At 42.3% G+C, this 26,400-nt stretch carries 34 protein-coding genes and 4 pseudogenes; 31 read left to right on the top strand and 7 right to left on the bottom strand.

Going from position 1 to position 26,400, the window contains the following annotated elements; translation table 11 throughout:
* The first annotated feature begins 590 nt into the window (after positions 1-590).
* Complete coding sequence (locus BLHYD_RS16675; RefSeq protein WP_005952138.1) at positions 591-1,952, top strand: MATE family efflux transporter; 1,362 nt, start codon at positions 591-593, stop codon at positions 1,950-1,952.
* 108 nt (positions 1,953-2,060) lie between these two features.
* Positions 2,061-3,605 carry a glutamine-hydrolyzing GMP synthase gene (gene guaA / locus BLHYD_RS16670; RefSeq protein WP_021844388.1) on the top strand — a complete coding sequence of 515 codons (1,545 nt, stop codon included), beginning with the start codon at positions 2,061-2,063 and terminating at the stop codon, positions 3,603-3,605.
* A gap of 76 nt (positions 3,606-3,681) precedes the next feature.
* Here guaA and BLHYD_RS16665 read toward each other — a convergent pair whose 3' ends face one another.
* Entirely contained in the window at positions 3,682-4,752 is a 1,071-nt protein-coding gene (locus BLHYD_RS16665) for a site-specific integrase (protein WP_005952134.1), read from the bottom strand.
* 435 nt (positions 4,753-5,187) lie between these two features.
* Positions 5,188-5,562: a helix-turn-helix domain-containing protein gene (locus BLHYD_RS16660; protein ID WP_005952132.1), complete on the bottom strand. Its 375-nt coding sequence runs from the start codon at positions 5,560-5,562 to the stop codon at positions 5,188-5,190.
* Between the two features lie 145 nt (positions 5,563-5,707).
* Between BLHYD_RS16660 and BLHYD_RS16655 the strand changes: the two genes are divergently transcribed.
* The 18 genes from BLHYD_RS16655 to BLHYD_RS16570 all read left to right on the top strand — a co-directional run bounded on the left by BLHYD_RS16655 (position 5,708) and on the right by BLHYD_RS16570 (position 13,929).
* Positions 5,708-5,908, top strand: coding sequence for a helix-turn-helix transcriptional regulator (locus tag BLHYD_RS16655; protein ID WP_260785128.1), 201 nt, complete (start codon positions 5,708-5,710; stop codon positions 5,906-5,908).
* Positions 5,909-5,951: 43 nt separating this feature from the next.
* Positions 5,952-6,119, top strand: coding sequence for a hypothetical protein (locus BLHYD_RS16650; RefSeq protein ID WP_021844290.1), 168 nt, complete (start codon positions 5,952-5,954; stop codon positions 6,117-6,119).
* 14 nt (positions 6,120-6,133) lie between these two features.
* Positions 6,134-6,340 carry a hypothetical protein gene (locus BLHYD_RS16645; RefSeq protein WP_005952127.1) on the top strand — a complete coding sequence of 69 codons (207 nt, stop codon included), beginning with the start codon at positions 6,134-6,136 and terminating at the stop codon, positions 6,338-6,340.
* Positions 6,321-8,171: a bifunctional DNA primase/polymerase gene (locus BLHYD_RS16640; RefSeq protein WP_005952125.1), complete on the top strand. Its 1,851-nt coding sequence runs from the start codon at positions 6,321-6,323 to the stop codon at positions 8,169-8,171. Before BLHYD_RS16645 ends, BLHYD_RS16640 begins: the two co-directional genes overlap by 20 nt.
* A gap of 193 nt (positions 8,172-8,364) precedes the next feature.
* Positions 8,365-8,511 carry a hypothetical protein gene (locus tag BLHYD_RS16635; protein WP_005952122.1) on the top strand — a complete coding sequence of 49 codons (147 nt, stop codon included), beginning with the start codon at positions 8,365-8,367 and terminating at the stop codon, positions 8,509-8,511.
* On the top strand, positions 8,511-8,681 hold the full coding sequence (locus BLHYD_RS16630; protein WP_005952120.1) for a hypothetical protein: 171 nt from the start codon (positions 8,511-8,513) through the stop codon (positions 8,679-8,681). The genes BLHYD_RS16635 and BLHYD_RS16630 overlap by 1 nt, the downstream gene beginning before the upstream one ends.
* A gap of 105 nt (positions 8,682-8,786) precedes the next feature.
* Positions 8,787-9,047, top strand: a complete 261-nt coding sequence (locus BLHYD_RS16625; protein ID WP_005952118.1) for a hypothetical protein — start codon at positions 8,787-8,789, stop codon at positions 9,045-9,047.
* Positions 9,044-9,232: a hypothetical protein gene (locus BLHYD_RS16620; RefSeq protein ID WP_005952116.1), complete on the top strand. Its 189-nt coding sequence runs from the start codon at positions 9,044-9,046 to the stop codon at positions 9,230-9,232. The genes BLHYD_RS16625 and BLHYD_RS16620 overlap by 4 nt, the downstream gene beginning before the upstream one ends.
* 227 nt (positions 9,233-9,459) lie before the next feature.
* Positions 9,460-9,636, top strand: coding sequence for a hypothetical protein (locus BLHYD_RS16615; protein WP_005952112.1), 177 nt, complete (start codon positions 9,460-9,462; stop codon positions 9,634-9,636).
* A 195-nt stretch (positions 9,637-9,831) separates the two neighbouring features.
* Entirely contained in the window at positions 9,832-10,665 is an 834-nt protein-coding gene (locus tag BLHYD_RS16610; protein WP_005952109.1) for a DUF2971 domain-containing protein, read from the top strand.
* 150 nt (positions 10,666-10,815) lie between these two features.
* The gene (locus tag BLHYD_RS16605) at positions 10,816-11,007 is read left to right on the top strand and encodes a terminase small subunit (protein WP_081447178.1); all 192 of its coding nucleotides are present in this window, start codon (positions 10,816-10,818) and stop codon (positions 11,005-11,007) included.
* 211 nt (positions 11,008-11,218) lie between these two features.
* Entirely contained in the window at positions 11,219-11,419 is a 201-nt protein-coding gene (locus tag BLHYD_RS16600; RefSeq protein WP_040350902.1) for a cold-shock protein, read from the top strand.
* A gap of 12 nt (positions 11,420-11,431) precedes the next feature.
* Complete coding sequence (locus BLHYD_RS16595; RefSeq protein ID WP_005952102.1) at positions 11,432-11,650, top strand: hypothetical protein; 219 nt, start codon at positions 11,432-11,434, stop codon at positions 11,648-11,650.
* 17 nt (positions 11,651-11,667) lie between these two features.
* A complete protein-coding gene (locus BLHYD_RS16590; RefSeq protein ID WP_155799599.1) occupies positions 11,668-12,156 on the top strand; it encodes a hypothetical protein in 489 nt (162 codons plus the stop codon).
* A gap of 70 nt (positions 12,157-12,226) precedes the next feature.
* The gene (locus tag BLHYD_RS16585) at positions 12,227-12,736 is read left to right on the top strand and encodes a hypothetical protein (RefSeq protein WP_242648414.1); all 510 of its coding nucleotides are present in this window, start codon (positions 12,227-12,229) and stop codon (positions 12,734-12,736) included.
* Positions 12,714-12,887: a hypothetical protein gene (locus BLHYD_RS16580; protein ID WP_005952094.1), complete on the top strand. Its 174-nt coding sequence runs from the start codon at positions 12,714-12,716 to the stop codon at positions 12,885-12,887. The genes BLHYD_RS16585 and BLHYD_RS16580 overlap by 23 nt, the downstream gene beginning before the upstream one ends.
* Positions 12,884-13,744: a sigma-70 family RNA polymerase sigma factor gene (locus BLHYD_RS16575; protein WP_005952092.1), complete on the top strand. Its 861-nt coding sequence runs from the start codon at positions 12,884-12,886 to the stop codon at positions 13,742-13,744. Before BLHYD_RS16580 ends, BLHYD_RS16575 begins: the two co-directional genes overlap by 4 nt.
* Positions 13,735-13,929, top strand: coding sequence for a hypothetical protein (locus tag BLHYD_RS16570; protein WP_005952090.1), 195 nt, complete (start codon positions 13,735-13,737; stop codon positions 13,927-13,929). The genes BLHYD_RS16575 and BLHYD_RS16570 overlap by 10 nt, the downstream gene beginning before the upstream one ends.
* Before the next feature lie 542 nt (positions 13,930-14,471).
* Here the strand turns inward: BLHYD_RS16570 and BLHYD_RS16565 are convergent.
* Both BLHYD_RS16565 and BLHYD_RS16560 read right to left on the bottom strand, forming a co-directional pair.
* Positions 14,472-15,425 carry a hypothetical protein gene (locus tag BLHYD_RS16565; RefSeq protein WP_005952049.1) on the bottom strand — a complete coding sequence of 318 codons (954 nt, stop codon included), beginning with the start codon at positions 15,423-15,425 and terminating at the stop codon, positions 14,472-14,474.
* Positions 15,426-15,646: 221 nt separating this feature from the next.
* A complete protein-coding gene (locus BLHYD_RS16560) occupies positions 15,647-16,018 on the bottom strand; it encodes a helix-turn-helix domain-containing protein (RefSeq protein WP_005952048.1) in 372 nt (123 codons plus the stop codon).
* A 139-nt stretch (positions 16,019-16,157) separates the two neighbouring features.
* Here BLHYD_RS16560 and BLHYD_RS16555 point away from each other — a divergent pair, with 139 nt between their 5' ends.
* The 6 genes and pseudogenes from BLHYD_RS16555 to BLHYD_RS17465 all read left to right on the top strand — a co-directional run.
* Positions 16,158-16,352 (top strand): hypothetical protein, encoded by a 195-nt coding sequence (locus BLHYD_RS16555; protein ID WP_005952047.1) that lies wholly within the window; start codon positions 16,158-16,160, stop codon positions 16,350-16,352.
* A 17-nt stretch (positions 16,353-16,369) separates the two neighbouring features.
* A pseudogene (locus BLHYD_RS17475) lies at positions 16,370-17,408 on the top strand (tyrosine-type recombinase/integrase); the annotation flags it as partial.
* Positions 17,409-17,426: 18 nt separating this feature from the next.
* On the top strand, positions 17,427-17,807 hold the full coding sequence (locus BLHYD_RS17470) for a plasmid mobilization protein (RefSeq protein ID WP_040350949.1): 381 nt from the start codon (positions 17,427-17,429) through the stop codon (positions 17,805-17,807).
* A 101-nt stretch (positions 17,808-17,908) separates the two neighbouring features.
* Positions 17,909-18,106: pseudogene (locus BLHYD_RS16540) on the top strand (AAA family ATPase); the annotation flags it as partial.
* A 286-nt stretch (positions 18,107-18,392) separates the two neighbouring features.
* Complete coding sequence (locus tag BLHYD_RS16535; RefSeq protein ID WP_021844646.1) at positions 18,393-18,734, top strand: hypothetical protein; 342 nt, start codon at positions 18,393-18,395, stop codon at positions 18,732-18,734.
* A gap of 41 nt (positions 18,735-18,775) precedes the next feature.
* Positions 18,776-19,413 (top strand): annotated as a pseudogene (locus tag BLHYD_RS17465) (plasmid recombination protein); the annotation flags it as partial.
* Between the two features lie 981 nt (positions 19,414-20,394).
* Here the strand turns inward: BLHYD_RS17465 and BLHYD_RS16525 are convergent.
* Positions 20,395-20,877 carry a GNAT family N-acetyltransferase gene (locus tag BLHYD_RS16525; protein ID WP_040350899.1) on the bottom strand — a complete coding sequence of 161 codons (483 nt, stop codon included), beginning with the start codon at positions 20,875-20,877 and terminating at the stop codon, positions 20,395-20,397.
* 341 nt (positions 20,878-21,218) lie between these two features.
* Here BLHYD_RS16525 and BLHYD_RS16520 point away from each other — a divergent pair, with 341 nt between their 5' ends.
* The 3 genes from BLHYD_RS16520 (at position 21,219) to BLHYD_RS16510 (ending at position 23,093) form a co-directional block, all read left to right on the top strand.
* Complete coding sequence (locus BLHYD_RS16520) at positions 21,219-21,635, top strand: YjdF family protein (protein ID WP_005952025.1); 417 nt, start codon at positions 21,219-21,221, stop codon at positions 21,633-21,635.
* A 581-nt stretch (positions 21,636-22,216) separates the two neighbouring features.
* A complete protein-coding gene (locus BLHYD_RS16515; protein ID WP_005952023.1) occupies positions 22,217-22,825 on the top strand; it encodes a nitroreductase family protein in 609 nt (202 codons plus the stop codon).
* A 4-nt stretch (positions 22,826-22,829) separates the two neighbouring features.
* The gene (locus BLHYD_RS16510) at positions 22,830-23,093 is read left to right on the top strand and encodes a DUF1294 domain-containing protein (protein ID WP_005952022.1); all 264 of its coding nucleotides are present in this window, start codon (positions 22,830-22,832) and stop codon (positions 23,091-23,093) included.
* Positions 23,094-23,123: 30 nt separating this feature from the next.
* Here the strand turns inward: BLHYD_RS16510 and BLHYD_RS16505 are convergent, their stop codons facing one another.
* Entirely contained in the window at positions 23,124-24,014 is an 891-nt protein-coding gene (locus tag BLHYD_RS16505) for a Na+/H+ antiporter NhaC family protein (protein WP_260784610.1), read from the bottom strand.
* Positions 24,015-24,059: 45 nt separating this feature from the next.
* Positions 24,060-24,257, bottom strand: a pseudogene (locus BLHYD_RS17580) (Na+/H+ antiporter NhaC); the annotation flags it as partial.
* A gap of 484 nt (positions 24,258-24,741) precedes the next feature.
* Between BLHYD_RS17580 and BLHYD_RS16495 the strand changes: the two are divergent.
* Together BLHYD_RS16495 and BLHYD_RS16490 are read left to right on the top strand one after the other, a co-directional pair.
* On the top strand, positions 24,742-25,851 hold the full coding sequence (locus BLHYD_RS16495; RefSeq protein WP_005952019.1) for a helix-turn-helix transcriptional regulator: 1,110 nt from the start codon (positions 24,742-24,744) through the stop codon (positions 25,849-25,851).
* An 84-nt stretch (positions 25,852-25,935) separates the two neighbouring features.
* A complete protein-coding gene (locus BLHYD_RS16490) occupies positions 25,936-26,373 on the top strand; it encodes a zinc ribbon domain-containing protein (RefSeq protein ID WP_005952017.1) in 438 nt (145 codons plus the stop codon).
* Positions 26,374-26,400 lie beyond the last annotated feature (27 nt).

The raw sequence follows: 26,400 nt of genomic DNA, 5'->3' as shown, positions 1-26,400 counted from the left end.
CAGCCGCATGGCTGTCCGTTATTAAAAATTGTAACTAAATTCAGATTCGCAGCAGTAGTGTTTTTTATTGTATACGAATTTTGGTTTATAGTTAAGTGCCACATGTCAGATAAGATCAAACCTCCTTTGCAAGCAGACTTGCGCTGGATTATTGAGTGGATGGGGAGTTGAAGGGAGCTTATCTACTTTGCCTTTATGCAGCGTGGTTGAATAATTATCAAGAAATGTAACTATTCAGCCATAACAGCTCGGATTAGCTGCTGCGCAGCTTATATCGCCGCATATGCGGCGATATCCTCGCTTATGGCTAAGCGCCATATGCCTGATAAGAGCAAAACTCCTCTGCAAGCAAGCTTGCTCCGGATTTTTGTTCTTATCAGTCGCATGGCTGAATAGTTACCAAAAAATTAATGAAATTTTTATTTTCTATTGATTTCAATAAAATACAGGCATATAATAAATTTGCATCGAGTAACAGAAGGGAAAGAACCTGCACAGACAGGGCCTTCTTATTTTTTTGCTTAGAATTTAATTTTGCATAGTAAAGTGTTAAAAAGTCTTGTTTATTCAAGAGAGGGTGGAAAGAAAGTATGGGAAAGAAACAGAATGTGGACAGGAGCCAATACCTGTTTGACAATCACGCGTTGTTTGCTTTGATATTGCCTCTGGTAATTGAGCAGATGCTGGCGGTCTTGGTGGGGATGGCAGACTCCATCATGATTGCCAATGTGGGTGAATCAGCGGTGTCGGGTGTCTCGCTGGTTGACAGCGTAATGCTTTTGCTGATCAATGCGTTTTCCGCGCTGGCCACGGGAGGAGCGGTGGTTACAGGTCAATATTTGGGACAAAGAAATACTCAAAAAGCCCAGGAGGCAGCTCAGCAGCTCATCTGGTTTTTGGCTTTTTTGGCGATTGGCGTTATGGCGCTGATGTATTTGGCAAAAGGATTTATTCTGCATACAGTATTCGGTCAGATTACGGCTGAAGTTCGCAGCTATGCAGAAGTATATCTGCTGATTGTGGCGGCATCCATCCCGTTTGTGGCCTTGTATAATGCAGGTGCGGCAATTTTCCGTGTCATGGGTAACTCCAAGGTTTCCATGCAGGTATCCATAGTGATGAATATTATCAATGTGGTGGGAAATGCAATTTTAATTTATGGGTTTCATCGCGGCTCAGAAGGTGTGGCAATTCCGACTCTGGTATCTAGGATGGTCGCAGCGATAATGATACTCTGGCTGCTTGGAAATAAGGACCTGACAGTCTCCGTTCCAAGGACAATCCATTATCATTTTGATAAGAATCTGATTAAGAAAATTTTGTACATAGGTATTCCCAATGGCTTGGAAAATAGTATGTTTCAGCTTGGAAAAATTATGGTGCTTAGCTTAGTGGCGACGTTTGGAACTTATGCGATTGCAGCGAATGCCGTCAGCAACGTTGTAGCATCTGTACAAATCCTGCCGGGTATGGCAATGTCTTTGGCCATCACAACAGTGATTTCCAGATGTATTGGGGCAAATGCCTACGACCAGGCACAGTATTATACCAAAAAGCTGCATATGATATCTTATTTGTGTATGTGGGTTTTGATTGGTATCACTGTGCTGGCTCTTCCGTTGATTCTTAAAGTTTACAACCTTTCAGACATTACTGCCAGTGAGACCAGACGGATTTTACTATTTCATGGAGTAAGCGCTAGTTTGATCTGGCCGGTTGCGTTTAATCTGCCTTCTGTATTTCGAGCGGCTGGCGATGTGAAGTTCAGCATGGTGACTTCGATCATCTCCATGTGGATTTGTCGAATCGTGTTTAGTTATATTTTGGGCAAATATATGGGATTCGGGGTGTTTGGCGTCTGGATGGCGATGATCTTGGATTGGATTGTGAGAGCTATTTGCTTTATTATTCGTTACCGTAGCGGAAAATGGAAGGGCAAGTCTTTGGTCTGAAAAGATGAAGGCAGGATGATACTTTGTAATAAAAATAACTTGTCATTCCAGAAAGGCTAATTTATAATAAAAACAGACAATAATCGCGAATTAATAGGAGGAAAACTTGTGAAGAACGAAAAGATTATAGTTCTCGATTTCGGAGGTCAATACAATCAGCTGATCGCAAGACGCGTCAGAGAGTGCAACGTTTACTGTGAAATTTACTCCTACAAAACTGATCTCGAAAAAATCAAAGAAATGCAGCCTAAGGGAATCATCTTTACTGGCGGACCTAATAGCGCTTATGAAGCAGATTCTCCTTCCTATACAAGAGAAATTTTCAATTTGGGAGTTCCGATTTTGGGCATCTGTTATGGAGCTCAGCTGATGATGCATTTGCTTGGCGGCAAAGTAGAGAAGGCGCCGGTGCGGGAGTACGGCAAAATTGAAGTGACCGTTGACCGCAGTTCCAAATTGTTTGAAAATGTTTCAGAAAAGACGATCTGCTGGATGAGTCATAATGACTATATTTCTCAGGCGGCGCCTGGTTTTGCAGTCAGCGCCCATACAGCAGACTGTCCAGTAGCGGCAGTGGAGGACGTGGAGAAAAGGCTCTATGCAATCCAGTTCCATCCAGAGGTACTGCATACGCAGGAAGGTACTAAGATGCTTTCAAACTTTGTATACAATGTATGCGAGTGTAGAGGAGATTGGAAGATGGATTCTTTTGTGGAGGAATCCATCAAAGCAATCCGAGAGAAAGTGGGCAGCGGCAAAGTGCTGTGTGCGTTGTCTGGCGGTGTGGATTCCTCTGTGGCGGCAGTGATGATGTCAAAGGCAGTGGGAGATCAGTTGACCTGTGTCTTTGTAGACCACGGTCTTCTGAGAAAGAATGAGGGCGATGAGGTTGAGGCAGTATTCGGACCGCAGGGCCCGTATAAGCTGAACTTCATCCGCGTGAACGCCCAGCAGCGTTTTTACGACAAGCTGAAAGGTGTGGAAGAGCCTGAGAAAAAGCGTAAAATCATCGGTGAGGAGTTCATCCGTGTCTTTGAGGAAGAAGCGAAAAAGATCGGTGCTGTGGATTATCTGGTACAGGGAACGATCTACCCGGATGTGGTGGAGAGCGGCTTGGGCGGTGAGTCTGCTGTGATTAAGTCTCACCACAATGTCGGTGGTTTGCCGGAGTGTGTGGACTTCAAGGAGATCATCGAACCGCTGAGAGATTTGTTTAAAGATGAAGTGCGGAAAGCAGGGCTAGAGTTGGGTATTCCGGATTATCTGGTATTTCGTCAGCCGTTCCCTGGTCCGGGCCTGGGAATTCGAATTATTGGAGAGGTCACGGCAGAAAAGGTACAGATGGTACAGGATGCCGATGCAATTTGGCGTGAGGAGATCGCCAAAGCTGGCTGGGACAAGAAAGTGAATCAGTATTTTGCAGCTTTGACAAACATGAGATCGGTGGGAGTCATGGGCGATGAGAGAACCTATGACTACGCGATTGCGTTACGCGCGGTGACTACGACGGACTTCATGACTGCCGAGAGTGCGGAGATTCCCTGGGAGGTTATTGGGAAGACGACCAGCAGGATTGTCAATGAGGTGAAACACGTGAACCGAGTGATGTATGACTGCACGGGGAAACCTCCGGCGACGATTGAGTTCGAATAAATGAAAAAGAGCCGAGAAACCTTGAATTTACAAGGAAAATCGGCTCTTTCTTTATGCTTGTGGTACTAAAACGGTACTATTTTAATTTTTGGAGCTTTTCAGCTACTTCATCCCGCTTGTGGGGAAACAGGTGTGAATAGGTGTTGAGCGTGGTTTCTACTTTCTCATGCCCCAGGCGGTCAGCAACAGCCAGAGGAGAGAAACCCATCTCGATTAAAAGGCTGGCATGGCTATGGCGTATATCGTGCAGCCGGATTCGCTTTACTTCCCCGTCTTTGGTTCCCCTCATTATTTCATGTTCAAAAAAGTGTTTCGTGCAAGGAAAAATGCGGTCATGCTTGTGAAGCCCGTAGAGCCGTTCTGTATAGCTTTTAATCTCGTCCCGTAGAAACTCCGGGATAGATATGATACGGACGCTTTTAGGCGTCTTAGGCGGCGTTACAACGTCTTTCCCATTGATATGCTGGTAGGATTTATTCACATTGATGGTACAGCCATCGAAATCTATATCACCATATTCCAGGGCCAGCAGCTCCCCTATGCGCAAGCCGGTATAATACAAAATGAGGAAGCCGGCTCTTGCGGGCGGTTTGTCTGAAATCTTTTCTAGGAATCGTTTAAATTCGTCTGTAGTCCAAAATTGCATTTCATCAGCGTGACCTTTGCCTATGCTCCCGGCTTTGCGGCATGGGTTTTCTTTTAAATCGTAGTACCGGACAGCGTAATTCATTATAGCGGAAAGCTGGTTGTTGATAGTCCGCAGATAGGTTTCAGAATAGGGCTTGTCTTTTTTATCACGGTAGGCAATCAGTGCATTTTGCCATTTCCGCACATAGGCGGGGGTGATCTGCGACACTGGCAGCTTTCCGAAAAAGGGCAGAAGCTTTGTGTTTATGATATATTGTTTCTGAATAAAGCTATGCTCTCGGAGGCGGTGTTTCATATCCTCGTTGTATATCTTCACAAAGTTTTCAAAGGTCATAGACAGATCGGCCTGTTGGGTTTCCAGAAAATTTCTTTCCCATTCTTTGGCGTCCCTTTGGAGCTTAAAACCTCGCTTCTTTTTCTGTTTTCGGGTTCCCGTGTGGTCCGTGTAGTAGCATTTTACAAAGTATGTTCCGCGTTGTTCGTCTTTAAATACTGGCATAATTTCCTTCCTTTCCTGCTGGGCGGCATGGATGAAGGGAAAGGGTTTGACAATATTTTGTTATTGACATATAATATACTTAACAAGGGAGCCGATAGCTAGCTGAAACCTAGCCACCTCGGCAAATATGTATTACAAAATAGCGCTACACTTTGCGGGTGAGGGCGCTATTTTTTGTGCTTAGAAAGTGTTACAACAAGGGTTATAACAGCACAAAGCATGATAACAAACGTGAATAAGTCGCTGTATGTAACCATAAGCACCAGCCCCTTTCTCTTTAGAGTAGGTGGCTACACATCGCCCCATCGGTTCCCCGGGTAAGTATATTATATTGTCAATGTGCGGTGTAAGATCGTGACTTTTACTCAATTTTGAGTATTATTCCTTGTCTTTTCGACCTTAGCTTTGCTACCCAGATATGGGAAGTAAGCGACCTTATTCGTTATCTTTGCGGTATTCGGGAATCTTTATTATGTCGTCTGCATAATCAGACATCTTCTGTATCCCATCGTCATTGAGCTGATCTATTTTTTTATCTAAGGCTTTTCTTTTGCCAGAAATATTGTTTTGAGTGGATTGTTTTTTTTCTTTAATCCATAAGCGCAAACCATCATCAAAAGGAACTAAATTGTCAAAAGGAACATCAAGAGCTTTGGCTATCCGTCTAATGGTTTCAAGTTTAGGATAATTTTCACTCTTTTCGTATTGTGCAATAGTTTGTTGGGTTATTCCCCCCATTCTTTCACCAAGTTCACGTTGCGATAATCCCTTTTTTAAGCGTAATTCTTTTACTCTTTCACCAAATGTCATATCCTGTATACCTCCATTGCAATTACTTTATCATATTATGTGCAGAAACACAATAAAAAAACTGTATTTCTGTATTGACACAATAATAATACTGTGATATATTATGAAAAACAGTAAAAATACTGTTGGAAAAGAGGTGAGAAGAATGAGAATCGACCGTATCAAGCTTGTATCGGAACTGACCAGGCAGGACATGACGCAGAAAAGACTTGCAGAACTAAGCGGGGTATCCAGAGTAACGATTAACTACATAAAAGGAGGGAAAAGTTGCTCTGATGAAGTGGGCCAAAAGATTGCCAAAGCTCTTGGCGTGGATGTAACTGAAATCATCGAAACAGAAGAATAGTCTATATGCTGGGCGGCATGGATGAAAAGAAAGGAGCGGTATTATGTATACATATAAGATCATCAAAGAAGATTTTTACACGGGCATCTGTGCAAAGCGTACTAGAACCATCTGCCGGAACCGTCCGCTTGAAGTGGGGGGCTTGTATTCCCATTTAGGGAAAGGCTATCCAGGGACGTACAGAGTACTGGAATTAATTGAAGAAGAATAGAGAGGAGAGAGATTATGACAAAACAGCTTTATAATGCTCATGATGTGATGAATATTCTGTGTGTGAGTGAATCAAAAGCCTACAAAATTATTAAACAGCTGAACAATGAACTGGAACAGGATAATTTTCTTACAGTTCGAGGCAAAGTACCGATAGCCTACCTACAGAAACGTTTCTTTGGGTTGAATGGCGGGGAAGTATATGACGGAAAGGGTGACTGATGCAGTGGCGAGCATGAAAGAATGGGCTTTGCGATATGCTCATTTAGGTCTGGCAGTGTTTCCGGTCAAAGAAAAGGGGAAAGCCCCTGCAACACCACATGGCTGTAAGGATGCCACCACAGACGCTTTGCAAATAGAAACTTGGTGGAACATCAATCCTCAGCACAATATAGGAATTGCTACCGGCAGCAGATCAGGAGGCCTGGTGGTCATTGATCTGGATATTGATGAGGAAAAAGGAAAGAACGGCTATGAAACATTGAAGGAATGGCAGAAGGAACATGGTGATCTGCCGGAAACCTGGATAAGTATCACGGGCAACGGTGGGTATCATTATTTCTATCGAGATACTGCTGCGAACAAAAATAAGGTCGCTTTATATGATGGGGTTGATATTCGTGGGGAGGGCGGCTATATTGTAGCCCCGCCAAGTATTCATCCAAATGGCCATACCTATGAATGGGAGCAGGAGCCGGGGGAGTATGAAATTGCGCAGGTAAATGGTCAGGTCATAAAGTTTCTTCTGGGGCCAGCGCCGGAGAAGAAGCAATACTTCCATCAGGAAGAAATAATTCCAGAAGGGCAGAGGGTTTCTACTCTGATACAGCTGATCGGCAGTCAGCGGTCTAAGGGCCTTGGAGAAGCGGCAATTCGGGCAGCAGTCCAGGCGGAGAATGAAGAAAAATGTATCCCGCCCCTTACAGATCAGGAGCTGGAACGGCAGGTCTTTCCAGCGCTGAAAAGAGGGTGGATGCCAGAGCGGCCATATACCAAAGCATGTGATAAAGGGAAAGTCCGGCAGCAGAAAAATAACAGCCTTGAAATGGTTACGATGGACAGCGCACAGGAAAAAGAGCCTGACTGGCTTATCACAGGCTATATACCACGGTATCAGATCACTTCTCTGGCAGGGGACGGCGGCAGTGGAAAGACAACAGTCTGGTGTGCTCTTGCGGCAGCAGTGAGCAGTGGCAAAAAGTCATTTCTGGAGGACTTTCTTCCTGAAGATTGTGGAGGTGGGAAGCCCCAAAAAGTAATGTTCTTTTCAGCAGAGGATTCCTTTGAGTATACGCTCAAACGCAGGCTTAGAAAGAACGGGGCAATTTTGGAGAATATTCTTTCGATAGATATCGCAGATGAACGATTCCAAGATATTAAGTTTAATAGCCTGTTCTTAGAGCAGCTATTAGAAAAGTACCGCCCAGCTTTATGTATCTTTGACCCTATACAGGCTTTTGTTCCACCTGAGATCAGAATGGGGGATAGGAATGCTATCCGAAATTGTTTGGCCCCGCTGATTGGTTATGGTGAGAAATATGGTACCACCCCCTTAATTATTGTACACGCCAACAAACAGTCAGGCGTCTGGGGCAGAAAGAGGATTGCAGACAGCGCCGACATCTGGGATATCAGCCGGTCCGTGATTATGGCGGGTGAGACCAATGAAACGGGAATCCGCTACCTGTCTCATGAAAAATCCAATTACGGAATGACTGGCAACACAGTCCTGTATGCAATAGAGGATGAGGTTGTGTGCTTGAAAGGATATACCAAGAAGAAGGATAAGGATTTTGTAACAGAGGTAGATTATACTACCAGGCAGGCCCCGCAGAGGGAAGAAGCGAAGGAGTTTATTCTTGACTTCTTGAAAGACGGAGAAAAGGAAGTTTCGGAGTTGGATGCAATGGCAAAAGCACAGAGTATAAGTGCCAATTCTTTAAAAAATGCTAAGGCTGACTTAAAGAAAGAGGGAAAAATCAAATACCGTTCAGAAGGATTTAACCCTAAGAGGTTTTTTGTTGCTCTTATAGCCACTGAAAAAACCAACTAGTACGATAAAAATACAGTATTTATAAGGGTTTATCGTATTAGAGGGGGTGCTCTAGTACGTACAAAACGGATACCGTATTAGAGGGGGTGCTCTAGTACATAGAAGCCGCATAAAATAAGGCTTTTTACTCAACTAGTTGGTTTGGTTACTGTATATAGGGATGGTCAACGAGTAGAAAAGGAGGAGCGAAGAAGTGAAAGAACAGAATAAGACGGGTTGTGAAAATGGATTTCGTGTCATAAAAGAAGCTGGCTGCATAGAGCTTCCAAGAGAGAAAGCCAAAAACCAGGCTAAAATGTTTCAGTTCATAAAGTCAAAGAAAAAGGGGAGGAGAAAATAATGTACCATATATCACAGGAAAAAAAGGATGAGCTGTTTAGAGGCTGGATTGCGCAGCAGAACCATAGGCTTGAAATATTGCATCTCTATGGCTTTGATCGGAGCCAAGGTATTGAGATGCTGAAAGTTTTAATGCTGGACTCTATTGAGGAAATGTTAAGGTACAAGTAAAAAAGCCTCAAAGATGCGCCAACATCTCTGAGGCAGCAGCCGGAGCTACATAAAAAACTTACATAGTCATAGTAGCATGGATTCTGGTAGAAGGGAAGAGAAAAGATGAAAAATATTAAAGAGATCGAGAAGATTTATTTTAATTTTGAGAAATTAGCGGATGATTATAGAGATCTGCCGGAAACACTCGCGGCGCATCGCAAGACAATGGAATTCCTGACCGCGCACAAGATGCCGGAAAAAATAAAGCTGGAAGTAGATGATCTTCTGTGCGACATCGCTCAGGAGGGCGAACGTCAGGGCTTTCTATACGGTTTCCAGTATGCCATAAGGCTGTTGATTGGGGAAGGTGGTACAGAGGCATGAAAAGAAATTTATTTGAATTGGGTGTTGAGCTGATAGGAATATCTAAAGTCATTTCAGGGCTGTCAAATCAATTAGACCCCTGTGAGAGCGATACTCTGACTCCGGAATCATTGAATCAGGCTCTGTTTAGCTTGGCTCATTATATAGACAGGATTGCAGATGATATAATGAATTTTGAAAAATAACTCGCCACCGCGCTCCCGGGGATGCTGCGCCAACAGTCTGAACCGGGACACAAATCCGAAGATGATACTACTGTACAGACCGTGAAAAACCCGACAAAACCCAACAAAAACCTGAAAAAACCTGAAATAAAAAAAGATATGCTAGTACTTTGTTGAGATCGTGAAAAGCTGCGGCGTGCTACCAATACTGCCGCAGCGACTATATCATTGCGAAAGAAGGTGACCGGATGGATGCCAAGATTGAGAGACTGCCCGTGAAGCTGAAAGTATCCTACCAGACGCAGGAAGACCTGGACTTGGTACTTTGCATCCTGGGGGAAAGAGTGAAATCCTGCAAGGTGTCAAAGAACCAGCAGGGGAAATATAAAAAAGCGTATGTGTGGCTAAAAGGGGGTGTATATTAGTCTGAATGACAAGACTTTTCCTGCTGATTTTGCAACAGAGAAAGCAAGGAAAGCCTGAAAAAGCAAGGGAAAACTGTTGCATATCCCCCCCTTGGGAAGTGTATTTTGATAACGGAGAATAAGAGATCACCAAGGCACCCTGTAGCAATATAGGGTGTTTTGGTGTATAATTTTAAATTAATGGGAGGAAGGTGTATGGAAAGAAAAGAATGGGTAGGGAGCTATTATGATGCGATGGGAAATAACTCAGGCTTCTTACGTGAAAGCAGCAAACAAAAATGTATTTTAAACAAAAACGCACCAGAATTTATTTATCAGTATAGAGGATTAGGGATACATGATCTAAAGAATATAGAAGGGAATTATGTGTGGGCCGGAAAAGCATGTAATATGAACGATCCGTATGATTGCTATTATTCTGATTCTATTTTTTCTGATTTGGAGAAATTAGCAAAAGAAAAAAATTCTGCATTCCTAATTGAAATGTGCAGGAAAGAAAAAATGAAATTCAAAGATACTTGTGAGAAAATACGAAATATGATAGTTTTGTCCTGTTTTAGCGAGACTTTTGATTCTATTTTGATGTGGAGTCATTATGCAAATCAGCATAAAGGAATTTGCGTTCAATATAGAAGAAGTGATTTTACAGCTCCTTCTTTATTATGTTCATCAGCTGTATTACGGCCAGTGAGTTACGGCCGAAAGATATCTGTGTTCGATGAAAGTATTCATGAAGTAAATAAAAAAGAGAATTTTAAAATATTAATCAGAAAAGCGGAGGAATGGCAATATGAAGAAGAATGGAGACTTCTTTGCGTTATTCCCGAGGGAGATTTAGATTCAGTCAATAAAAGCGGAGGAATGTTGTTAAAAACGCCTAAGCCATGCAAAATAATTCTGGGAACTAGAGCAGATGATAAATCTAAAGAAGAAGTTAGAAGTTTGTGCGAAAAATTAGGCATAAAGTTAAGTCATATGAAAATGAAGGATGATGAATTCTTTTTAGAAGAAATATATGATATCCAATAAAAAGATATTTAGGAAATTTGGGTGTTGTTAAGCAAAAGTATTACAGGAAGCTTTGAGTAAAATGGCTCAGGTTAAATAAAAGAAGGAATCTCATTTGATCTATAAAGGCATCTGGTGAAAGCTGGGTGCTTTTTCTGTGCAGTAAAGGAGGTGAGCCTGAATGATGAAAAACAGAAGAGATTTGTAGAAGAGTATTTGATTGATCTGAATGCCACTCGGGCTTACCGGGTGGCTTATACGCCTGTTAAGAAAGATGAGACGGCCAGAGCAAACGCCAGCAGATTGCTATCGAATGCTAACGTTGCAACGTATATTTCAGAGCGGATGCAGGAACGCCAGTAGCGTACTGAAGTTACGCAGGATATGGTCATCAGGGAATTGGCGGCTATTGCGCCCTTCTGCTATATTTGATATAATAAAGTCAAATAAAGAAAGTACCCCAGGCGGCGAGCCTGGAAGCCTTAAGGCGTGGGAATGACTGAACGCATTATTGCGTTAAGTTGTTCTTGCGCCTTTTTGCGTGGGCGGATCTAGAAAGGAGGATAGGGCAACAGTGGAACATGGAACAGTGAAGTGGTTTGATCCGGTCAAGGGATATGGATTTATTGCAGGAGACAATGGCAAAGAAACTTTTGTGCATCAATCTGATATCCTGATGAGAGGGTTCCGACATCTGGAGACGGGTGAGCGGGTCAGTTATCGGGTTAAGGCAACGGAAAAAGGCGATAAAGCTATTGATGTAATAAGCGAGTAAGGAGAGAAAAATATGGCATTTTTAGAAGAAGAGAGAGAAGAAATTAAGAAAATGATTAAGGAAGCCCTGGCGGAAGGATTTGAAGCAAGTAAACCGGAGTTTATAGAAGGTGTTAAGACTGCGATCCTTGGCGCCCAGGATGGAAAGCGTCTGACGAAAGAGCAGATCATGGCGGTCAAGAGCCGGTCAGAGCGCCAGAAGCTTATCAATGAGAATATGGATTTATTTTAGTGATGGGAGGGCAGGACGTGAATACAGAATCAAATATTAACATTAACGGGGAAATGATGCGTGTTCGAGCGGAAGAAATGAAGATGTGCGCGGTAACGATTGGTAATACCCAGTATATAGCGCCCCAGGCAGTAGCAAAACTGATTGCCGATCTGGCCGATCAGCTTAGAGTCGAGCAGCAGCGCCGCCGTAAAGACGATGAGGATATTTTAAGGTTTATAAAGAAACATGCCAGCTATATCGCTTACAACCTTGGAGGCGGCGAAAAAGAACGTGTTAGCGGGAACCCGGCTTTTTGCGGGGAGAATCTTTTGAAGTATCCGGTAGACCATCAGGTGCCGCTGCCCGATGGCGTAGAATACGACGATGGGAGAAAAACACAGGACTTTAAGCAGGTTGTCGCAGAAAGGATTTACCTGGCTTTGAGCCGAGTAAGAGATATGCGAGGAAAAATGTTAGAGAAATTGGATGGATCGGAACCATCTGACCCGGCAATGTTTTCGTAATCAGGTGAGTATGGCCCTGGGCTTTTCGGTATGGATTGCCTAGGGCGTTTTTTGGATGAGGTGTTGTAACTTGGATCGCATACATAGGCTATTTGCAAAAGCTTTGCAGTGCAGCAGAGAAGTGAAATTTATAAAACTGTGGGAGCAGGCAGAAAGATTTATGTCGGTGTGGGCCAGAGCCATGAACTACTGCTACCGGAACGGCATAGAAGTGCCAAAGGAGCAGGAAGCAGAAAGGAAAGCGCTGGAAAAAGCTATCCGGGCGTGCGGCATGGAGGAAACGTCAGAAGCGTTTTTACCTGGTATTTTGATGAAGATAATGACTGTCCCTTTATTACGATGGACTATGGAGGAGGTGAACGGTATGCCTACCCGTTTACGGATGAAGACCCCGACGGAAATCAGAAGGACGCTGGCCAGAGTGGCCAATATGGCCCTGAATGGGGAAATTGACAGTAAAACGGCCAATACCATTATATTGGCCTGCAATGCTGTTCTGGGCTCTATACGGACCGATGAGCAGCAGAAGAAGATAGACGAACTGGAGGTGATCCTGAATGATATCACAAAGAAACCATGAGGGGTACCATGATCCGACCGCAGCACAGGCAATTCGGCGGGAACACAGAAGAAAGAAGACCAGCTCAAAAGTGAGCAGGTTGACCTATCGGATCGGAGACTTGCCGGCCTTCCTGTCCGCAAAAAGGATGATGAAAGCGTGCAGAGTATGAGCAATGAGCAGCTTGTAGTCCTGATTCAGGACGGCATAGACGAGGCGGAAAATATGAGTCTGCTCTGGCAGCAGAATGAGGGATTCATTGGAAAGCTGGCGCTGATTTATGCAGGGCAGGCAGAGATGGAAGATCTGAAGCAAGAGGGATATCTGGCACTGTGCGAGGCTGTGAGGGGTTATGATGTCACCAGAGAGGTCCCCTTCCTAAGCTATGCATCGTTTTGGCTCAAGACAAGGATGCGCCGGTATGTTGATCAGAATAAGCCGGTGCGGCTGCCCTCATATCTTGGTGATGAGGTACGGCAGTACCAGAAGACTAAGAGTGACTTTTTGAAAAGATATGGTTATGAAGCCTCTGATCGGGAGTTGTGCGGGCTTTTAGGCGTGAATGAGAAAAAGATCAGGAAGCTGAAACGGGCAGCCAGTATGGGGCAGATACAGAGTCTGAATGAACTGCTGCCAGGTACAGAGGACTTCACGTTGGAAGAAAGCATTGCCTCAGAGGAAGACTTGGAGGAAGAGGCTGCCGCTCGTCTGGATAGGGAGCGGATGAAAGAGGAGCTGTGGAGATCGGTGGATGAGCTGCCGGACAGGCTGCCCGTGGTTGTCCGTATGCGCTATCAGGAGGAAACCACCCTGAATGAGGTGGGGGAACGTCTTGGTGTGAGCCTAAGTCGGGCCGCACAGATGAATAAGCAGGCAATGAGGACCCTGAGGCAGCGGGTACACAGGTATCAATATAAGCAGTACTATGACCAGTATCTAGCAGCGGCGCCTATTCGCCATGTAGGGCTAGAGAGCTTTAAACGGACATGGTACAGTGCTGTGGAAAGAGAGGCTTTGGGATGGAGATGAGAAACCATGAGGGATATCATGACCCAACGGCAGGAAAAGCGATCAGGAGGGCCGATAGAGTAAGGCAGCGGGGCAGGGGTGAACGAAATGGTCACCGCTTAACTTACCAGATCAGAGATGTAAGGGGTTTTTCTGCAGTTGTGGCAGCCTTGAAGCAGATTCCCAAAATGGGAATGTGGCACTAAGATGGTACTAAAAATAGGTACAGACAAGATAATAAACGTAAAATGATATATCATGCTGCGTTAAAAACGTGGGAAATAGCTGATATTATAGAAAACCATACGAGTGGAAATTGAGTTTGAATAACGGACATATTCCGAGGTACTCCAGACTATTCTCACAAGGGCAAAGTTGGGTAGTCTGAAAAAAGAATAGAAACATAAAAAGAACGACCTTAGACAAGGCAGAAAAGCCAGTGTCAGGTCGTTCTTTTTATGTTCAGAAAATCCTCAGAAAAAGTACAAGAAACCTTATAAACAGGGCATTTCAGGGAGATATCAGGGAATAATATCAGAGGTTATCAGCAGGAAATAGTCGGGAAAATAACAGAGAAAAAACAGGGGCGGAAAAGGAAAGAGAGAATACTCGATTTTGCCCTTTGAAGAATAAAGGGAATTGCCCTTTGACAGGACAGAAGCCCGGAAATGCTGATAAAATGGGCATTTCCGGGGTTGTTTTATGTCCTTTGGATCTAAAATGGCTCTAATTTTTTAGGAATATTGAATTACACTTCTTGAATCTCAATAGCGTCAATGATAATAGTTTCTTCTTTCGTAGAGTGGTACTTAGGGTTACTTAACAGTGTATCACGCAAGGATTCTTTTAACTTATCACAACAAGGCTTAAATGATAAATATGTAATACCACCGCCTATTACGCCTCCAACAACGGGAATCGCTTTTTTGAAGAAGCCAGCAAATACCTGTTTTGTCATATTAACACCAAACCATTTTGAAACACTTTTTACAATTGGGTAGATTGTTCCCTTTGTAAGAGCGGCATTCATCAATTTCTTTTCCACGCCTTTTCCTAAGGCGGTTGCCATTGCTTTAAGGGCTGTATTTGTTCCCTGAACACCATACATGACTCCGAGGCAGATAATTAGCAAATTCATAGTTTCGGAATCAAATTTGTACTCCTTTTCGGTTGTGTCGATTTCTGGAAAACCGTATAAGTACATAAGTTTCTGAGCAGCACGAAGCATATAGCCATAGTATTGAACTAAGTCAGCGGGGATAGTGGCAACCATTGCAACACCGCCGGGTACTCCCAGTGCAGCGGAAATTCCAGAAACGCAGTTTCGCTCAAATTTTATTACTTCATCTGCGATTTTGTCAATTTCACAAGCCGGTATCTGAGTGTAAGCTGGATTATGTGTAATAGCCGATTCAATCACGTCTGGAGGATAATTTTTCATTAGTTCTCGCTGCAAAAAATCTGCTCGGTTGACTTTAATTCCGGGAGTTTGTAAGCCGATAATAATGAAATCCTCAATACCAATTTCTCCATTTCCATTTGTGTCAATCGTTTTCAGAATAGAATCTTTAGATTTTGTAAGAGCTGTTTTAGCTTTTTCGGTTGTAGAAGAAGCCGCTGTTCCTACATTTTTGACTGCTTGATTTAAGGCTTCTTTAAAGTTTTTTGTGTCTATTGAATTATGTTCTATGTTCTTTTTCATCCCTCATTCCCCTTTCCAGAACAGTACATGTAATTTTAGTGAATAGTGTCTTATTCGGAATATACTTTGACTGATATTCCAGAAGTTCCTTTTTTTACAACTCTGTTTGTATCAACTAAATGCTGTTTGATTTGTTCGCACGTTTCGTTTATCTGCTCTAACTCATGCTGAAAAGCCTCTTCACTTGGAAAAGCATCTTTGGAAGCAATCAGATTTTGCTGTTATTTTTTTGCTTTAGCGAATTTGGCAAGCCGGTTGTTGATTTCCGGGTGTTTGAAGCGAATACAGATTGTATCAGGAAGCAGATTCCCGTCTGTATCCTTTTCTCCGTCAATTTCCATATCTATTTGTTCGTCCATTTTGAAAAGTAAGGTAAGGACATCAGAGGCTGTTTCTATATCAAAGTCTGTAAGAACGTTAATACTCACACCCAAAGCATTGGCAATTTTCAAAAGCTGATCGGGTTTTGGGTTCTGGCTTCCTAATTCATATTTAAGGATGGTTGTGCCGCCTATGCCAGCCAATTCTCCTAACATATTTTGTGAAATTCCCCGGATAGTTCGGAATGTCTTTATTTTTTCACCTACAGTCATGGGATAACTCCTTACAATTGAAAACATAAAATAATAGGGACATTTATATTCTAACATATCATAAGTAAATAAGAAAATAAATCTTGAATAATATGTTTGGAAGGCACAAAAGTACCTATAAGGAAAAGGAGGACAATGTATGGAGAAATCAAAGAAGATGTATGTGACAGCAGAAGAAGCGGCAGAAATGCTGGGGGTATCAACCGGATATGCCTACAAGATTATCCGAGGGTTGAATGAAGAATTAAAAGTGAAAGGCTATCGAACAATCTGCGGCAAAGTTCCAACAAAATATTTTAAAGAAAAGTTTTACGGCTTGACCGTAACCGTGTAGGAAAGGAGATAGAGTTTATGGCAGCAACAAGAGATGGAAAAATGTGGTGTTGTCAATTTTATTATAAGGACTGGCAAGGTGTGAGCCGCAAGAATAACAAAAGAGGTTTCAAAACAAAATCAGATGCCGAGCAGTGAAAAAGAGATTTTTTGCAACAACAGCAGAAAGATTTGAACATCAATTTTGAGAACTTTGTTCAAATTTATTATGAAGATATGGAACATTGCTTGCGTGAAAATACCATGCGGACAAAGAAATTTATCATTGATTTGAAAATCATTTCTTATTTTAAAAAAAGAATATGAGTGAAATCAAAACTTCGGATGTTCGTGCATGGCAAAATGCGTTGATGAAAAAGGGATATTCACAAACTTATCTGAAAACGGTTAATAATTAACTGGCTGCAATTTTCAATTATGCAGTTCGGTATTATGACTTAAAGTACAATCATTGTAGGAAAGCCGGGAGTATTGGGAAGAGCCATGCCGGAGAAAGAGAGTTTTGGACAAAGCAGGAATTTAAGCAGTTCCTTGCAACCGTTGAGGATAAGCCGGAAACGAAAATGGCATTTTTGCTTCTCTACTGGAAGGCATGAGAATAGGAGAATTACTGGCATTGACGTATAAAGATATTGATTTAGAAAAGCGGACAATTTCAATCAATAAATCATATCAGAGTCTGGATGGGAGGGACATTATTACACCACCTAAGACGCCTAAAAGTAAACGAATTGTGACGATTCCGTCTTTTCTGGCAGAAGAATTGCGGGAGTATATTTCACATTTATATGGAATTATGGCAGATGAAAGAATGTTCCGTTTCACAAAGTCCTATATGGAACATGAAATTATCAGAGGTATTAAGGCTTCTGGTGTAAAAAGGATACGCCTGCATGGCTTACGTCATTCACATGCTTCTCTGCTTGTGGAATTGGGGTTTACACCACTTGCAATTGCAGAAAGGCTGGGACATGAGAAAATCGAAATAACATTAAACACTTACTCTCACTTATATCCAAACAAGCAGGGGGAACTTGCAGATAAGCTGGAAATAGAAAAAACAAGGAGGACGAGAATGAGCGGAGTTCATAAATACCCAACAATCAGCTTTCGTATTTCTCCCAGAGAAAGGGAAGAAATTGAGGTGAAGATTTTAGTAAGCGGAATGTCAAAAAAGGATTATTTTGTACGCTCCTGTATTTATAACAGGGTGTGCGTGGTTGGCAGGAAAGAACTGATTTATCAGCTGGTAGAAGAAGTAAAAATCATGCAGACAAATATCAGAGAAGTAACAGAACAGTTTGAACAGACAGAGGTCCCATTATCCTCAGAGTACTTGCAAGATATGAGAAATGAATGTCTGGATATGCTTAAAGCAATTCTTTGGATGTTAGACGGTGCAAAATATTTATGGCAGGATGGAAATGAAAAAAGCCCCGACAGCGGCAACTGTTAGGGCTGTGATAACCGGAAAACTTCTGTTATCAATATTCGCAAGTTAAGTATAGCAGAGATTGCTTCCACAGACGATGAGAATTTCAAAAAATGGAGGACATTATGGAAGAAACCAGAACAGAATTACAGATGATTAAAATGTCGGAGATACAGTCGCAAGTAGTAACATGGCTGTGGTATCCGTTTATCTCATATGGAAAACTGACGATTGTGCAGGGCGATCCGGGAGATGGAAAGACAACACTGGTATTGAATATAGCGGCAAAGCTGTCAAAGGGCGAGGCTTAGACAGTGATATGGAACTGGAAGAAACAAACAATATCATGCAAAGTAACGAGATTTTTAGTCTTGCGGAGGAACAGGGAATATCCAGACGGACATTGGAAAATGCCAAAAAGAAATTAAATATCAGAGCGAGGCGGATAAATAATAGTTGGTATTGGGAGTTGGATAAATCAAATTAGAATAAAGTAACAACGCAACAATACAAAGTATATGAAATTTGCGAACTTGGTATCTGCAAGGTTGCAAAAAGTATAGACATTGCGTTGTTGCGGTCTTGCAAATTCAGTAGAGGAGGATGTTTATGATAAAGCAACCAGAGTGGAGAGCTCGGAATGTAAATAAATATTTTTATGAAAGTGAAGCCCGGAAAATCGCTGGCCTAAATGAAATCTTCGGAGAGGTAGGATTGACTGCTGATGAAGAAAGAATATTGATAGGGCTTGCTGGATGGGATGAATATACGATAGAAAATGTGCTATCGGCTATCCGAAAAGCTATGGCAGTGGAAGCAAAGCGGCTGGAAGCCTCCGGCAGGACGCAATGGCAGCTTTTGATGGACGGAACGGCTGTCAAAAGTGCTTTTGCACTACTTTCGACGAAAGTAATAAAGCTATGTGCCGTATCCGGCACTGATTACCCCTAAACAGGGAGAAAGGATAAAGCTTGGAGACAACAATTAGCGGTATGAAGGGAAAGGGTTCTATTAATCTCATAATACAAGAGCCTTTAGTGCGAAAAATGTGGATGTGGAACGAAGTATTTACAATGTGCAGTTTTGCCATGCAGAGATTGAAGAAGTTTATCTCGAATTATTTGATGAAGCTTTGGAGCGGTATAATGCGAAGCAGAAACGAAATGACAGGAAGATTGATAATTATTACGAAAAAATCCGGCGGGGCAAGCAGGATAAGCTATTTCATAAAGCAGTTTTTCAAATTGGAAATAGGGATGATATGAATGCAAAAAGTGAGGAGGGGGGACTTGCAAAGGAGATCCTGATTGAATATATGAAAAATTTTCAGAAACGGAATCCATATCTTCATGCATTTTCTGCTCATCTACACATGGATGAGGAAACGCCTCACGTTCATGTAGATTTTGTTCCTGCTGTTTGTAACAGCAAGCGTGGTCTTGATACCCGAGTTTCCTTAGAGGGAGCATTGGGAGAACAGGGCTTTAAGAGCGGTACGAGGGGAGCAACGGAATGGAATCAGTGGATAGAATCAGAAAAGCGGGAGCTTGCCCAGATTATGGGACGGTATGGAATCGAATGGAAGCAGCTTGGAACGCATAATAAACATTTGTCGGTACTTGATTTTGATGATTATATTTATGTTCTTAAATCATTTGTAGATTATATGATTGAACAGTATGAAGGAAACAGGGAGCAAAAGACAATTAATGTAGGTCAGAATATAAGGCATAAGCGTTTGGGTGAGGGAGTGATTACGAAAACTACAGGAGAGGAATTATTTGATCTTGTTACTGTGAAGTTTGCGGATTGTGAAAAAACTGTTTTAAGGAATATTATAGATAAGGGAGGATATGAAGAAAATTTAACTAATGTAAAGAGAAAACTGTCTTCGAATCGAAATCAAGAGATTATAAATCTGATATATGAAAAATTACAATAATATTTTATGACGCTAAAGTTGTCGTATAACAAAAGTAGTTGCATATTTACTTGGCGGTATAATTACATGGTGCTTGCACCATGTAGATAAGGTAAACAAGAGAGAATAACCGTTTTGTCTGGCTCTATTTTGGCTCTAAAAATTTGGACTGGCATAAATATGAGAGTATTTTTTGAAGAATACGGATAATAAAATCACTAAAATTTAGAGAGATACAGCCAGTTCAATCTATCCGCCGAGGAGTTCGAATAATTAGCAAATCCCGAGAACCCTTGAAAATAAAGGGGTCTCGGGATTTTTTTCAATCTGTGATGTTAATGTGATGTCTTTTTGAGATCTGTTTATTGAATAAATAGATTTTCTTTTTCAAATTTTAAATTTAGATATTTATGGATAGCAATTTCTATATCGGTTATATTTTGAATAAGTGCTTTGCCGTTAGAGAAGCCCTCATCAATGCTATTGCTGTAAGCGGGCCAATTGATTTTCTACTCAAAGTATTTATCCTCTGAAAATTTTTCATATTACCGCTGGTGCATTTCTACAAACAGGAATGGCGGCACACGCTAAAACAAATATATACCGTTTGTCCGACTGGTACCCGTCCTATTGAGAATCAAATGCTCAGGACGGCACTGATAGTGTTGTGTATGCGTTTATTATAGTATATCAATGTTTGCCCTCCTGCCATAGCATAATCCATTCTTCTTCGTTTCCCCGTACAATATCAAAACCGATTTTTCGATACATTTCAACCGCATAATTAGTCTTTTGAACGGAAAGGGAAACACGTTTGTAACCATGTGCTTTCAACAAAGACAACATTTCTTTCATCATATCGGTTCCTATCCCTTGTCCTCGATATTCTTTGTATAGGGAAATTGCAAGGGAGGGAGTTTTATCATCAATATGCCCGTAATCGTTCATAATGCGTACCCAGACAGCACCGACGACTTTTTTCTCTACTTCTGCAACTAATGCAAAATCATCTTTTAATTCTCCGAAACGATCAACATAAATCTGCAATTCGGGAGAAGTAATAATATTTCTAGGTGGTGGTTCGATTCCGTCTGGAATAAAAATAGCTTCGTATAGAAAATCATTCAACATTGGATATTCTGATACTGTCATTTTCCGTATAGAATATTCCATAAACTTCTCCTTATAAAATGCCATTCTGTTTTTCATAGTGTAGCATATCTCAAATAGTATGAAAACAAAAAAATATTAGAAATATATAGTTTAGAAGAAAGATAAGCTTAACAAAAAAGAGTAGGTATATTTGAAAATGATTTATATGCTGCGCTCTCAATTGATATAGATAAATATTAGAGTAAGTGGTAAAATCAAGGGGCAAAGATAAAAACGCAACGTAAGAGATAATCTTTTACAGAGCCGGTAGGTAGCCCGGCCGCACCGTTCGGTGTAAGTAACCCTCCCTCCTTAGGGTCGTCCGTTCTTTGTTCATTACAAGCATTTAAGGAGGAATTGTCATGGACAAAGTATCAGGCAGGTTGACAGTATTTTTTGAGGAACCTTTTTGGGTCGGCATTTTTGAATGCACATCGGAGGGAAAGCTCTCTGTATGCAAGGTTACGTTTGGTGCGGAACCGAAAGACTACGAGGTATGTGATTTTGTCTTGAAAAATTATTATCAGTTAAGATTTAGTCCAGCTGTGGCAACTGATGTAAAGGAGGCTGGGCGTAATCCGAAACGGATACAGAGACAAGTACGAAAACAGGTACAGAACATTGGAATAGGTACAAGGTCACAGCAGGCTTTAAAATTGCAGCGGGAGCAGTTAAAAACTAAGCGTAAGACTGTGAGCCGGGAACAACGGGAGGCGGAGAAACAGCGGCAATTTGAATTAAAACAGCAAAAAAGGAAAGAGAAGCATAGGGGCAGGTAACGTCTGTCCTTTGCTTTTATAACAAAAATATACAAAAATAGATAAATATTTTACTTTTATTATGGTTATAGGGTAGTGATAATCAGATGTCATTTGCCAACTTTCGATTGTGTATTTTTGATGAAATCCGTTATCTTAGAGGTAAATGACAGACACAAAAAGTGTTAGAGAAATAGGAGTGAAATCAGACCTTAAAGGAGTCATTCTTTAGGGCCTTTTTTTGTCTGGGAGATGCAGCAGAAGACGTTAGAAACCTTGTAAAGGTGATGAAATGTTAGGACCATAAAAAGCTTTCTGTTTGTGGATTCAATCGTGTCCGGTACCTCTTTCATTCTGTACGTGCCCTTTATTGAATATTACAGTGCGGAAGATCCCTAAATGTCCGGACAGGTGGCTCAAAGAGCCTTGGAATAATCACCTATCATATGTGTATCATGCCGTTCAGGAGAAGAAAGCAGGATGAATATCTTTGAGTATCTTATCGCCGTAAATGACTTCCCGACAGATGTGTACATCCCTATGCTTGCCATTCATAAGGGGGAAACGTATAATTAGTTAATAAAGTCAGAGGAGGATACGGAATGTTAAGAGAAATAGAAACGAGACGGAGCATCAGGAAATTTTCAGATCAGGAAATACCAATGGAGGACATCCAGTATATTCTGGAAAGCGGAATCAAAGCACCCTCCGCGAAAAACCGGCAGCCTTGGAAATTCGTAATCGTTATGGGGAAGGAAAAAGAGGGGATGCTGGAAGCGTTTCGCAGAGGGATTGAGAGGGAGGAAAAGCGGGAAGCACTTCTGCCCGAAAGCCAGCAGTTTCTTAGCGGGGCAAAATATACAGCTCAGATTATGGAGCAGGCCCCGGTCAGCGTCTTTGTGCTGAATTCTCTTGGAAAGGGGCTGTTCTCTTCTATGAATGAGGAGGAGCGGATATTTGAGGTGTGCAATATCCAGTCAGTGAGTGCGGCCATTCAGAATATGCTGCTGGCAGCGGAGCATAAGGGAATCGGCAGTCTTTGGATCTACGATATATTTTTTGCCTATGAAGAGCTTTGCCAGTGGCTTGGCACCGAAGGGGAACTTTTGGCTGCGGTGAGCTTTGGCTACCCCAACGAAGCACCGAAGCCCAGACCGCGAAAAGAGTTGGACAAGGTGGTTGTATGGAAAGATGGGGGCTTAAAGAGGTGAAGCTATGGAATACTTGTTTTATTATCTTTTGGCAGTAAACATCATCGCCTGCTTCTTCTACGGCATGGATAAGTGGAAAGCCAGGCACGGAGCCTGGCGTATTCCGGAGCGAGTTCTGCTCCTTCTGGCTTTTGTGGGAGGTTCCCTGGGGGCTTTGCTTGGTATGCGGATATTTCATCACAAAACCAGAAAGTCCAAATTTGCCATAGGTGTACCGGCATTGCTGGCTGTACAGTGTATAGTACTGATTTATATTTTTATCAATTAGATGCGCCCTTCAAAATTGATGGGAGAGAGTTTAGGTGGGCTTGTCTACTTTGTTTTCCGTATGCCAGACAGCAAGACCTGTCACTGCATAAAGAACTGAAAACATAGGTACTAGGTAACAGAGGAAAGCATATGGGATATATGACATATCTGCATCTAGGGTACTGCTGATAAAGGCAAAGGCCGCTGACCAGGGGATCAAGGGCACGCCGATTGTAGAGGCGTCCTCTAGGGACCGAGATAGAACCCACCTGCTGATATGCAATCTGTCATACAGAGGAGTAAGTGCAATTCCAGGGATGACGATTCCAAGCATTTGGTTGCCGGTAATACAGACCATCAAATAACAAAAAGCAAGGGTAGATAATACCAAGCTGGTGCCAGAATGAATCAGACGAAGTAAAGTGTCCTTAAAGACATCGAGAATCCTGCACGCCTGCAGTGCGCCGCCCATGGCAGCGGAGAAATACACAATAGAAATACTGCTCACACTTGCTGCTATGCCACCTCTTGACAGAATTTCATCTACAAGGAAATAGCCAGAGTGGGACAAATAGCCGGATACGACGCAGCTTTCGAACAAAGAGAAAGGGACATCCTGGATGACGACGGCGAAAAGTATACTTACAATGAGAGTTACACTCATGGCGATCATAACGTGAAGTTTTAAAAAGGACAGAATCAACAGCAGCAGTAAAGGAATGATACAAATGATTTGAATATCAAATGATTTTGAAAGAACCGTCATAATTCGATTGACAGTAGCGGAGCTATAGGTACTATCAGTGTGTTGGATTCCAAGAAAAGTGTATAAAATCAGGCTTAAAATGGCTGCCGGAAGGGTGGTGTAAAGCATGGAATGTACATGGGAGTAAAGGGGAGTGCCGGTGGTGGCGGCTGCCAGATTTGTTGTATCTGACATAGGGGACATCTTGTCACCAAAAAAAGCTCCGGAGACGATTGCTCCAACGATCAGAGGAGCAGGGACACCGATGCTGATGCCAACGCCGTACAGAGCCACGCCCATGGTGGCAATGCTTCCAAAAGAAGTGCCTGTGAAAAGTGACATGATGACGCATAGAAGAAAAGTGAATGGTACAATAAAGGATGGTGATAGAAAGGCAAGTCCATAGTAAATGAGGGATGGGATAGCACCTCCCACCATCCATATGCCGATGAGTATATTTACCAACAGCAGTACGAAAACAGAAATCGTACAGCGTTGGATTAACAGGGCCATATTTTCGTAAATCAAGTCCATTTTTGTGAAATAAATTATTCAGGCAAGCTCGAAGAATAAGATGACCTTGGAGAGTTGTTTAAGTAAAACGGTTGCTATGTTGCAATATATGAAGAGCAGTAAAAAATACAGAACTGGTAAGCATCAGAATGAAATCTTATGTAAAATTCTGGTGAATCACGACTTATTAACCGACGGTTAAAAAACCTCCCTCGTAATTTAAAAACTGTTCAATCGTCACGCAGGCGTTCCCTTGCTATAATGAAAGCAGCTGAAACAAACACTTTCGCGCATTCTGAGGCTGTTAATAGAAAAGGTTTTTTACCGTATATAACCGTACATGTCTCATAGCAGGAGGGCGGTTTCAGCATACGAAGGCCTTCGGAATAAAAGATAAGGAGAGAACGTTATGCAGATGAAGGATGTGATTCGCAGAAAACGTAGAGAGTGTGGACTGACACAGGAACAGGTTGCCGAACGTCTTGGGGTATCCACGCCGGCGGTCAATAAGTGGGAGAATGGGACGACTTGCCCGGATATATCGCTGCTCGCGCCGTTGGCCCGGCTGTTGAGAACGGATATCAATACGCTTCTGTGTTTTCAAGAGGATTTGACGGAAGAAAATGTGGTGGAATACACCACACAGATCACAAAGGCCGCTCAAAGTGAAGGGATAGAAGAGGCATTTCGTCTAATTCAGGAAAAAGTGAGAGAGTATCCGTGTTGTGCCAGATTATTGTATCAGATGGCGTCCGTGCTAATAGGACTTCCGATCGTACTGCCGTGTACAGAGGAGCAGATACGAAAGAGCAATGCCTATGCGATTGAATTATATGAGCGGGTGGAGACGTGTGACGATCCGATCTATGTGAACCGTGCTCGGTATGTGCTGGCTTCTCGGTGGATTCAGGAAGAGAACTATGAAAAAGCACAGAAAATGATTGACTTGCTGCCGGAATATGATGGCTTGGATAAAAGGCAGCTGCGGATTTCCATGCTCATGAAACAGAAAAAGAGTGAAGAAGCTGCGGAACTGTTGGAGAAGAAGTTAAATTCTTCCATTCAAGAGGTATTTTTACTCTTAAACAGCCTGGCGACAGTGGCTGTTTGGGAGGGAGACAGAGAGCGTGCCGGGAAACTAGCAGAGTATGGTGAGAACGTTATGAGAATCTTTCAGTGGGATTACAGTGCGTATACAGTGGCATTCTCTGTCGCAGTGGAAGAACAGGATGCCGACCGATGCCTGGAAATATTGGAGAAAATGCTGAAAGCATTGGAAAAACCCTATAAGCTGGAAGATTCGATCTTGTTTGCGCATGTGAAGCGAAAGGAGTCAGATGCTGAGCAAAAGGAGGCAGACTCCACAATGATGAGAACACGGATTAAGGATGCCCTGCTCACAGCCATAGAAAAAGATGAGACGTTTGATTTCCTGCGGAAAAGACCAGAATTTTGGAAACTGGCGGAAAAATTCAGAGAAACACCACAGGACCTAAAACAGCCTGGCGGCACAGTGTAGTACAGCTTTTGTGAGCATAGCAACTGCGAGTTGCTTGGTAATCCGTGCTGAAAATGTTATTGTATTTTTGGAGGTGGACGAAATATGAAAACGAAGGAAGTAATCTCTGAGCTCAGAAAAGAATATGGATTGTCTCAAGATGAACTCGCAGAAAAAGTATATGTAACGAGACAAGCGGTATCTCGGTGGGAGACTGGAGAAACGATTCCCAACATAGAGACATTAAAATTGTTGTCAAAACTATTTGATGTTTCTATAAACACACTTTTGGGTTCACCAAGAAAATTGATCTGCCAATGCTGCGGAATGCCCCTTGATGACTCGATTACCAGTAAAGAAGAAAATGGTATGTTTAATGAAGATTACTGTAAGTGGTGTTACCATGAGGGAAAGTTTCGTTATTCCAACAAAGAAGATTTAATTTCTTACTGTTCAGAGCATATGGCTGATGAGAATTGGTCGTCAGAACAAGTGCGGACGTATATGGAAAAATTATTACCGACACTGAAACATTGGAAATAGCTGAAGGAATATGTGACAGTCTTATTT

The sequence above is a fragment of the Blautia hydrogenotrophica DSM 10507 genome (genome assembly GCF_034356035.1).
In the GTDB taxonomy this organism is placed as follows: domain Bacteria; phylum Bacillota; class Clostridia; order Lachnospirales; family Lachnospiraceae; genus Blautia_A; species Blautia_A hydrogenotrophica.
This window is presented reverse-complemented; position numbering and strand designations above follow the sequence as displayed.

Bases quoted from the DNA above. Each gene is read 5' to 3' on its own strand.
- BLHYD_RS16675 (WP_005952138.1), top strand. From the start codon at position 591: ATGGGAAAGAAACAGAATGTGGACAGGAGCCAATACCTGTTTGACAAT.
- BLHYD_RS17470 (WP_040350949.1), top strand. From the start codon at position 17,427: ATGAGCGGAGTTCATAAATACCCAACAATCAGCTTTCGTATTTCTCCC.
- BLHYD_RS16650 (WP_021844290.1), top strand. From the start codon at position 5,952: ATGTATACATATAAGATCATCAAAGAAGATTTTTACACGGGCATCTGT.
- BLHYD_RS16535 (WP_021844646.1), top strand. From the start codon at position 18,393: ATGATAAAGCAACCAGAGTGGAGAGCTCGGAATGTAAATAAATATTTT.
- BLHYD_RS16630 (WP_005952120.1), top strand. From the start codon at position 8,511: ATGTACCATATATCACAGGAAAAAAAGGATGAGCTGTTTAGAGGCTGG.
- BLHYD_RS16495 (WP_005952019.1), top strand. From the start codon at position 24,742: ATGCAGATGAAGGATGTGATTCGCAGAAAACGTAGAGAGTGTGGACTG.
- BLHYD_RS16505 (WP_260784610.1), bottom strand. From the start codon at position 24,014: ATGTCAGATACAACAAATCTGGCAGCCGCCACCACCGGCACTCCCCTT.
- BLHYD_RS16520 (WP_005952025.1), top strand. From the start codon at position 21,219: ATGGACAAAGTATCAGGCAGGTTGACAGTATTTTTTGAGGAACCTTTT.
- BLHYD_RS16570 (WP_005952090.1), top strand. From the start codon at position 13,735: ATGGAGATGAGAAACCATGAGGGATATCATGACCCAACGGCAGGAAAA.
- BLHYD_RS16615 (WP_005952112.1), top strand. From the start codon at position 9,460: ATGGATGCCAAGATTGAGAGACTGCCCGTGAAGCTGAAAGTATCCTAC.
- BLHYD_RS16580 (WP_005952094.1), top strand. From the start codon at position 12,714: ATGATATCACAAAGAAACCATGAGGGGTACCATGATCCGACCGCAGCA.
- BLHYD_RS16625 (WP_005952118.1), top strand. From the start codon at position 8,787: ATGAAAAATATTAAAGAGATCGAGAAGATTTATTTTAATTTTGAGAAA.
- BLHYD_RS16525 (WP_040350899.1), bottom strand. From the start codon at position 20,877: ATGGAATATTCTATACGGAAAATGACAGTATCAGAATATCCAATGTTG.
- BLHYD_RS16595 (WP_005952102.1), top strand. From the start codon at position 11,432: ATGGCATTTTTAGAAGAAGAGAGAGAAGAAATTAAGAAAATGATTAAG.
- BLHYD_RS16645 (WP_005952127.1), top strand. From the start codon at position 6,134: ATGACAAAACAGCTTTATAATGCTCATGATGTGATGAATATTCTGTGT.
- BLHYD_RS16515 (WP_005952023.1), top strand. From the start codon at position 22,217: ATGTTAAGAGAAATAGAAACGAGACGGAGCATCAGGAAATTTTCAGAT.
- BLHYD_RS16510 (WP_005952022.1), top strand. From the start codon at position 22,830: ATGGAATACTTGTTTTATTATCTTTTGGCAGTAAACATCATCGCCTGC.
- BLHYD_RS16575 (WP_005952092.1), top strand. From the start codon at position 12,884: ATGAGCAATGAGCAGCTTGTAGTCCTGATTCAGGACGGCATAGACGAG.
- BLHYD_RS16555 (WP_005952047.1), top strand. From the start codon at position 16,158: ATGGAGAAATCAAAGAAGATGTATGTGACAGCAGAAGAAGCGGCAGAA.
- BLHYD_RS16490 (WP_005952017.1), top strand. From the start codon at position 25,936: ATGAAAACGAAGGAAGTAATCTCTGAGCTCAGAAAAGAATATGGATTG.
- BLHYD_RS16655 (WP_260785128.1), top strand. From the start codon at position 5,708: ATGAGAATCGACCGTATCAAGCTTGTATCGGAACTGACCAGGCAGGAC.
- BLHYD_RS16565 (WP_005952049.1), bottom strand. From the start codon at position 15,425: ATGAAAAAGAACATAGAACATAATTCAATAGACACAAAAAACTTTAAA.
- BLHYD_RS16620 (WP_005952116.1), top strand. From the start codon at position 9,044: ATGAAAAGAAATTTATTTGAATTGGGTGTTGAGCTGATAGGAATATCT.
- BLHYD_RS16560 (WP_005952048.1), bottom strand. From the start codon at position 16,018: ATGACTGTAGGTGAAAAAATAAAGACATTCCGAACTATCCGGGGAATT.
- BLHYD_RS16660 (WP_005952132.1), bottom strand. From the start codon at position 5,562: ATGACATTTGGTGAAAGAGTAAAAGAATTACGCTTAAAAAAGGGATTA.
- BLHYD_RS16610 (WP_005952109.1), top strand. From the start codon at position 9,832: ATGGAAAGAAAAGAATGGGTAGGGAGCTATTATGATGCGATGGGAAAT.
- BLHYD_RS16640 (WP_005952125.1), top strand. From the start codon at position 6,321: ATGACGGAAAGGGTGACTGATGCAGTGGCGAGCATGAAAGAATGGGCT.
- BLHYD_RS16665 (WP_005952134.1), bottom strand. From the start codon at position 4,752: ATGCCAGTATTTAAAGACGAACAACGCGGAACATACTTTGTAAAATGC.